Raw genomic sequence first — 6,428 nt, 5'->3', positions numbered from 1 at the left:
GCTCGGGTGCCCTGGGCGAGGACCAGGAGCTTCCGGTCCCCCTCGGTACGGTGGTGAAGGACCCCGACGGCAACGTCCTCGTCGACATGCTCACCCCCGGCATGCGGTTCGTCGCGGCCCCGGGCGGTCTGGGCGGGCTCGGCAACGCCGCGCTGGCGTCGCCCAAGCGCAAGGCCCCCGGCTTCGCGCTGCTGGGCACCCCGGGCTGGGAGGGCGACGTCGTCCTCGAGCTCAAGACCGTCGCGGACGTGGCGCTGGTCGGCTTCCCGTCGGCCGGCAAGTCCAGTCTCATCGCGGCCGTGTCGGCGGCACGCCCCAAGATCGCCGACTACCCCTTCACGACGCTGCACCCCAACCTCGGCGTCGTGCAGGCCGGAGACGCGCGGTACACGATCGCCGACGTCCCCGGGCTGATCGAGGGTGCCAGCGAGGGCAAGGGCCTCGGCCTGGAGTTCCTGCGCCACGTCGAGCGCTGCACGGCGCTGGTGCACGTGCTCGATTGCGCCACGCTCGACCCGGGCCGCGACCCCCTGAGCGACCTCGACGTCATCCTGGCCGAGCTGGCCGCCTACCCCGTCCCGGACGGACAGGTGCCGCTGCTGGAGCGTCCGCAGATCGTCGCCCTCAACAAGGTGGACGTCCCCGAGGCGCACGAGCTCGCCGACTTCGTGCGCCCCGACCTCGAGGCGCGCGGGTTCCGCGTGTTCGAGATCTCGACGGTCAGCCGCGCCGGCCTGCGCGAACTCACCTTCGCCCTGGGCGAGATCGTCGAGCAGCACCGCCTCGCCACGATCGACCAGGCTCCTGCCGAGCGCGTCGTCATCCGCCCCCGCGGCTCCGAGAAGGACTTCACCATCAAGGTCGAGGGCGGCACCTACGGTCCCGTCTACCGCATCCTGGGCGACAAGCCCGTCAAGTGGGTGCAGCAGACCGACTTCCAGAACGAAGAGGCCGTGGGCTACCTCGCCGACCGCCTCGCGCGCCTGGGCGTCGAAGACGGTCTGTTCGCCGCCGGCGCGGTCGCGGGTGCGACCGTCGTCATCGGACCCGGCGACGGCATCGTCTTCGACTGGGAGCCGACGCTCTCGTCCGCCGCGGAGCTCATGACCGCACCGCGCGGTACCGACCCGCGTCTGTTGCAGAGCACGCGCCGCACGACGAACGAGCGCCGCGAGCGTTATCACGAGCGCATGGATGCCAAGGCCGACGCCCGTGCCGAGCTTGAGGCCGAGCGCCTGTCGGCGCGTGCCGCGGGCATCGGCGCGGACGGCGACTCCTCGGCCGTGGGTGCCGCCGGATCCGACGTCGAGGACGAGGCCCGGTGACCGCGACGACGCGCGCCGACATCCCCGGCGCCGCCCGCGTCGTGGTCAAGGTCGGTTCGTCGTCGATCAGCGGCGACGCCGCGCACCGCATCGACACGATCGTCGAGGCGCTGTCGCGCGCGCGGGGGACCGGCACCGAGGTGGTCCTGGTGTCCTCGGGCGCGATCGCGACGGCCCTGCCGCTGCTCGACCTCGAGGGGCGTCCCCACGACCTCGCGACGCAGCAGGCCGCCGCCGCCGTGGGGCAGAACGTCCTCATGTGGCGCTACCAGACCTCGCTCGACCGCTTCGGTCTGCTCGCGGGGCAGGTGCTGCTCACCGCGGGCGACCTCGAGAACGCCACGCACCGCTCGAACGCGCGCCGTGCCATGGAGAGGCTGCTGGGTCTCGGCATCCTTCCGATCGTCAACGAGAACGACACCGTCGCGACCCATGAGATCCGCTTCGGCGACAACGACCGCCTGGCGGCGCTCGTCGCCCAGCTGATCGGCGCCGATGCCCTCGTGCTGCTGAGCGACATCGAGACGCTGTTCACCCGCCCGCCGAGCGAGCCGGGCGCCCGGCCGATCCACGACGTGGCCTGGGGCGACGACCTGGCCGACTTCGAGTTCGGTGCCGGTGTGGTCAACGGGGTGGGCACCGGGGGAGCGGCGACCAAGGCCTCGGCCGCCAAGCTCGCGTCGACCGCCGGAGTCGGCGTGCTCGTCACGAGCGCCGACCTCGTGGCATCCGCCCTCGAAGGCGCCGCGGTAGGCACGTGGTTTGCCCCCAATCCCGACCCCGTCACCCTGGCCACCGGCCCCGTGGGCGCTGTGGGCGCGCCGGTACACTGAGCGCATGACCGTGATCGCCGCCTCCGTCGACGAGCGCCTGCGTCTGGCCAAGGACGCGGCGCGCGAGATCGCCCTGCTCGACGCCGCGCGAAAGGCCGAGGTGCTCGATGCGATCGCCGACGCCCTCGTGGCCCGCACCGACGAGATCGTGGGCGCCAACGCCGACGACCTCGAGCGGGGGCGGACGGATGCCATCGGCGAGGCGCTGCTGGATCGCCTGCGTCTCGACGCACCCCGCGTGGCGTCGCTGGCCGCGGCCGTGCGCGACGTCGCCCGACTGCCCGACCCGGTCGGGCGCGTGCTCGACGAGCGCACGCTGCCCAACGGCCTGCGCCTGCAGAAGGTCGCGGTGCCGTTCGGCGTCGTTGGCTCGATCTACGAGGCGCGACCCAACGTCACGGTCGACATCGCCTCGCTCGCCCTGCGCTCGGGCAACGCGGTCGTCCTGCGCGGAGGTTCGGCGGCTCAGAACACCAACGCCGTGCTCGTCGCGGTCATGCGCGACGCCCTGCAGGCCCGGGGCCTCAGCCCCGAGGCGATCCAGACCGTCGACGACTTCGGTCGCGACGGCGCCCGCGCGCTGATGAACGCGCGGGGCCTGGTCGACGTCCTCGTCCCGCGCGGCAGCGCCGGGCTGATCGAGACCGTCGTCACCGAGTCCACGGTCCCCGTGATCGAGACGGGGGCGGGCGTCGTGCACGTCTACCTCGACGCCTCGGCGCGCGACGACTGGGCACGCGACATCGTCCTGAACGCCAAGGTGCAGCGCCCGAGCGTGTGCAACGCCGTCGAGACCGTGCTGGTGCACCGCGCGGCCGCCGATCGCTTGCTGCCCGAGCTGCTGGCATCCCTCACCGACGCCGGTGTAACGGTCCACGGCGACGAGGACACGCGCGCCCACGATGAGCGCGTGGTCGCCGCCACCGACGAGGACTGGGCACGCGAGTACGGAACGCTCGACCTCGCGGTCAAGGTGGTCGACGACCTGGACGAGGCACTCGCGCACATCCGCCGCTTCTCGACGCACCACACCGAATCGATCGTCACCTCGGATCAGGCGGCCGCCGACCGCTTCCTCGCCGAGGTCGACTCGGCCGTCGTGCTGGTCAACGCCTCGACGCGCTTCACCGACGGGGGCGAGTTCGGCTTCGGCGCCGAGGTCGGCATCTCGACCCAGAAACTGCACGCCCGCGGACCCATGGGTCTCGCTGAGCTCACGAGCACCAAGTGGCTCGGGCGCGGCGACGGCCAGGTACGCGCCTGACCGCCTAAAATGGCAACGCGCTTTGCGCACCCCACTCGAACGGAGCACTGATGACTTTCGCCTCACTTCTCGCCCACGCCGCCGAAGAAGGCGGACACCACGGCGGCAACGTGCAGGCCGAGACGTTCGTCTTCGGCGTCATCGCCTTCGTGGTCTTCGTCGTCCTGAGCCTGGTGACCCTGTCGTACCGCAACGTGGCCAACCGTCACGCGCACAAGGCCGAGGCGTACACCCAGAAGCACGGGACGCCCACCCCCGAGGCGCACGGCCACTGAGGCCCACCGTATGTCGGTGACGCGCACCCCTCGTATCGGGGTCATGGGTGGGACGTTCGATCCCATCCATCACGGTCACCTGGTCGCGGCGTCCGAGGTGGCGCAATCGTTCGACCTCGACGAGGTGGTGTTCGTTCCGACCGGGCGTCCGTGGCAAAAAGAGGGCGTCACCGAGAGCGAACACCGTTACCTCATGACGGTGATCGCCACGGCATCCAATCCGCAGTTCACCGTCAGCCGGGTCGACATCGATCGCGCCGGCCCGACCTACACGATCGACACCCTGCGGGACCTGCAGGAGCAGCGGCCGGGCGCCGAGCTGTTCTTCATCACCGGGGCCGACGCCGTCGCCCAGATCCTCGGGTGGCGTGACCACGACGAGCTCTGGGACCTCGCGCACTTCGTCGCCGTGTCCCGCCCCGGGCACGTGCTGACCACCGAGGGCCTGCCCTCGAAGAACGTGAGCCAGCTGGAGATCCCGGCCCTGTCGATCTCGTCCACAGACTGCCGCGCCCGTGTGCGCCGAGGACACCCCGTGTGGTACCTCGTGCCCGACGGCGTCGTGCAGTACATCGCGAAGCACCACCTCTACCGGAGTCAGGCATGAGCACTTCCGAGAACCCCGAGAACCCTCCGCTGACCCGGCGTCAGCTCCGCGAGCTGCGCCAAACCGGCGCGACGCCGATCATCACGCCGGAGCACGAGGCCGCCGCTCGGGATGCCGCGGCGCGCGCCGAGGCGGATGAGGCGTCCGCGCACGCTCCTGCCGGTCCCGAGGTGGGCGACGCGGAACCCGCGGTCGAGCACCCCGAGCCCGCCGTCGAGACCGTCGAGCCCGCCGTCCGCGACGAGCCCGTGGATGCCGTTGCGTCGACCGACGACGCGGCCGAAGGATCCGAGGCCGACTCCACGACCGCGAAGGCGGTCGCCGACGAGCAGCCGCTGCCGCAGAGCCCCGCCCCCGCTCTCGCCGAACCGGCCCTGCGCCCCTCGGTGTTCGACGACTACGACGCCAGCGCCGACTTCGGCGTGTCGGGTCTCACGCGACGCCAGGTGCGGGCGCAAGAGAAGATGCGCACCGCCGCCGTGCCGATCATCAGCCCCGACCTCGAGCCGTCCTCGGCGCGTTCCGCGGCCGCGACCGCCCGCGTCGACGACGACCAGGACGTCGCCGAGTCGCCCCTGCCCCCGATCTTCCGCCCCGCGGTGTCCGAGACGGCCGAGAACGCCGTGAGCGACCGCGCCGAGGCCCCCGCGCCGTCGGTGGTCAACCCGGCGCTCGGTTCCGAGCTGCTCGAGGGGGCCGCTCCCGAGGTCTCGCTGCCCGAGTCGTTCGACCAGCTGCTGGCACGTCAGACCGGTTCCACTGGCGCCGTGTCGACCCCCAACGCCCTCATCCTGTCGCAGACCCCCACCGGCGTCCCGCTGGTGGGCCCGGTCACCGCGACGGGAGAGATCATGATCACCGGTACGTTCGAGCTCCCCGAGGGTCTCGGATCGGTCGGTCACGCACCCGGCACCACCGACGGCCGCGATGCCGACGCGGTGCTCCTCGACGGCGAGCTCCCGCCCGCCTCGTCCCCCACGCCGATCGCCGCCAGCGCCGCGATCAGCACCGTCAAGCAACCGGGCGAGATCATCCGCCCGCCGGCGCCCGAGAAGGGGAGCAAGCTCCTCGTCGGCCTCATCATCACGACCGGCGCTCTCGCGCTGGCGGTGGCCGTCACTCTCGTGCTCGCCTTCACGACAGGAGTCTTCCGATGACAGCCACCGACAACGGCCGCGACATGGCGCAGATCGCCGCGATCGCCGCCGACGCGAAGGGCGGCGACGACATCGTCGCCCTCGACGTCTCCGAGCCCCTTCCGCTCGTCGACATCTTCCTGCTGGTGACGGGGCGCAACGAGCGCAACGTCGCGGCGATCGCCGACGAGATCGAAGAGAAGCTCCTCGAGGCGGGGCACAAGCGCCTGCGCCGCGAGGGACGCCAGGAATCGCGCTGGGTGCTCCTCGACTTCGGCGACCTCGTCGTCCACGTGTTCCACGAAGAGGAGCGCGTCTACTACGGCCTCGAGCGCCTGTGGAAGGACTGCCCGGTCGTTCCGATCGAGCTGCCGACCCCGGCCAACGCCGCGGAGTAAGGCGCACATCGCCGACGCCCTCTGCCGACCGGCAGGGGGCGTTCGTCGTTCGGCTCCCGGCGACCCCTCAGCCGTATCGCTCCCGATACCGCCGCTCGGCGGCGGGGTGCAGAGTGACGGGCGTCGTATCGATGAGGCTCGCGGGCGTCAGATATTGGATGCCGAGCGCATCGGGCGACACGAGCGCAGGCGCGTCGTCGATGAGTGCGTCGACGAGAGCGCGCGCCAGCTCGGCCGACAGGTCGGCCCGGGCGAGGAGCAGATTGGCGACGCCGACCGTCGGGACCGCGCGCTCCGCGCCGTAGACACCCGAGGGGATGGTCGTGGCGGCGTAGACATCGGGGTACCGCGCCACCAGGGCGTCGAGGGCGGTGGTCGTGTCGATGACCGAAACGGGGACGCGCGCGGCGAGAGACGCGATCTGCGGGGTCGGGACCCCGCCCGACCAGAAGAAGGCGTCGATCCGGCGCTCGGCGAGATCATCGACGGCTTCGCGGAACGAGCGTTCCACCGTCGCCGGTCCCGACGCCGTGGCCGGGTCGAGGTCGGCGGCGACGAGGACGCGTCGAGCGGTCGCGGCTGCACCCGAC

At 71.9% G+C, this 6,428-nt stretch carries 8 protein-coding genes; 7 read left to right on the top strand and 1 reads right to left on the bottom strand.

Annotated features, from left to right (window positions below; all coding sequences use genetic code 11):
• From obgE to rsfS, 7 genes are all read left to right on the top strand, one after another.
• Nucleotides 1-1,325: GTPase ObgE (obgE, locus tag DBR36_RS11780; RefSeq protein ID WP_108319606.1), on the top strand; the 1,325-nt coding region annotated here is incomplete at its 5' end.
• Nucleotides 1,322-2,158: a glutamate 5-kinase gene (proB, locus tag DBR36_RS11775; RefSeq protein ID WP_108319602.1), complete on the top strand. Its 837-nt coding sequence runs from the start codon at nt 1,322-1,324 to the stop codon at nt 2,156-2,158. The genes obgE and proB, both read left to right, overlap by 4 nt.
• A gap of 4 nt (nt 2,159-2,162) precedes the next feature.
• Entirely contained in the window at nt 2,163-3,422 is a 1,260-nt protein-coding gene (locus DBR36_RS11770; RefSeq protein WP_108319600.1) for a glutamate-5-semialdehyde dehydrogenase, read from the top strand.
• A gap of 50 nt (nt 3,423-3,472) precedes the next feature.
• Nucleotides 3,473-3,697 carry a hypothetical protein gene (locus DBR36_RS11765; protein WP_108319598.1) on the top strand — a complete coding sequence of 75 codons (225 nt, stop codon included), beginning with the start codon at nt 3,473-3,475 and terminating at the stop codon, nt 3,695-3,697.
• A gap of 10 nt (nt 3,698-3,707) precedes the next feature.
• Entirely contained in the window at nt 3,708-4,304 is a 597-nt protein-coding gene (nadD, locus tag DBR36_RS11760; protein ID WP_108319596.1) for a nicotinate-nucleotide adenylyltransferase, read from the top strand.
• The gene (locus DBR36_RS11755; RefSeq protein ID WP_108319594.1) at nt 4,301-5,461 is read left to right on the top strand and encodes a hypothetical protein; all 1,161 of its coding nucleotides are present in this window, start codon (nt 4,301-4,303) and stop codon (nt 5,459-5,461) included. Before nadD ends, DBR36_RS11755 begins: the two co-directional genes overlap by 4 nt.
• Nucleotides 5,458-5,838 (top strand): ribosome silencing factor, encoded by a 381-nt coding sequence (rsfS, locus tag DBR36_RS11750; protein WP_108319592.1) that lies wholly within the window; start codon nt 5,458-5,460, stop codon nt 5,836-5,838. The genes DBR36_RS11755 and rsfS overlap by 4 nt, the downstream gene beginning before the upstream one ends.
• A 67-nt stretch (nt 5,839-5,905) precedes the next feature.
• Here the strand turns inward: rsfS and DBR36_RS11745 are convergent.
• The coding region (locus DBR36_RS11745) for a TAXI family TRAP transporter solute-binding subunit (RefSeq protein ID WP_219927647.1) at nt 5,906-6,428 on the bottom strand (523 nt) is incomplete at its 5' end.

Source organism: Microbacterium sp. HMWF026 (assembly GCF_003061325.1).
GTDB lineage: Bacteria > Actinomycetota > Actinomycetes > Actinomycetales > Microbacteriaceae > Microbacterium > Microbacterium testaceum_E.
This window is presented reverse-complemented; position numbering and strand designations above follow the sequence as displayed.

Excerpts from the sequence above, each read along its gene's own strand:
- DBR36_RS11770 (WP_108319600.1), top strand. The coding sequence starts at position 2,163 with ATGACCGTGATCGCCGCCTCCGTCGACGAGCGCCTGCGTCTGGCCAAG.
- DBR36_RS11765 (WP_108319598.1), top strand. The coding sequence starts at position 3,473 with ATGACTTTCGCCTCACTTCTCGCCCACGCCGCCGAAGAAGGCGGACAC.
- nadD (WP_108319596.1), top strand. The coding sequence starts at position 3,708 with ATGTCGGTGACGCGCACCCCTCGTATCGGGGTCATGGGTGGGACGTTC.
- DBR36_RS11755 (WP_108319594.1), top strand. The coding sequence starts at position 4,301 with ATGAGCACTTCCGAGAACCCCGAGAACCCTCCGCTGACCCGGCGTCAG.
- rsfS (WP_108319592.1), top strand. The coding sequence starts at position 5,458 with ATGACAGCCACCGACAACGGCCGCGACATGGCGCAGATCGCCGCGATC.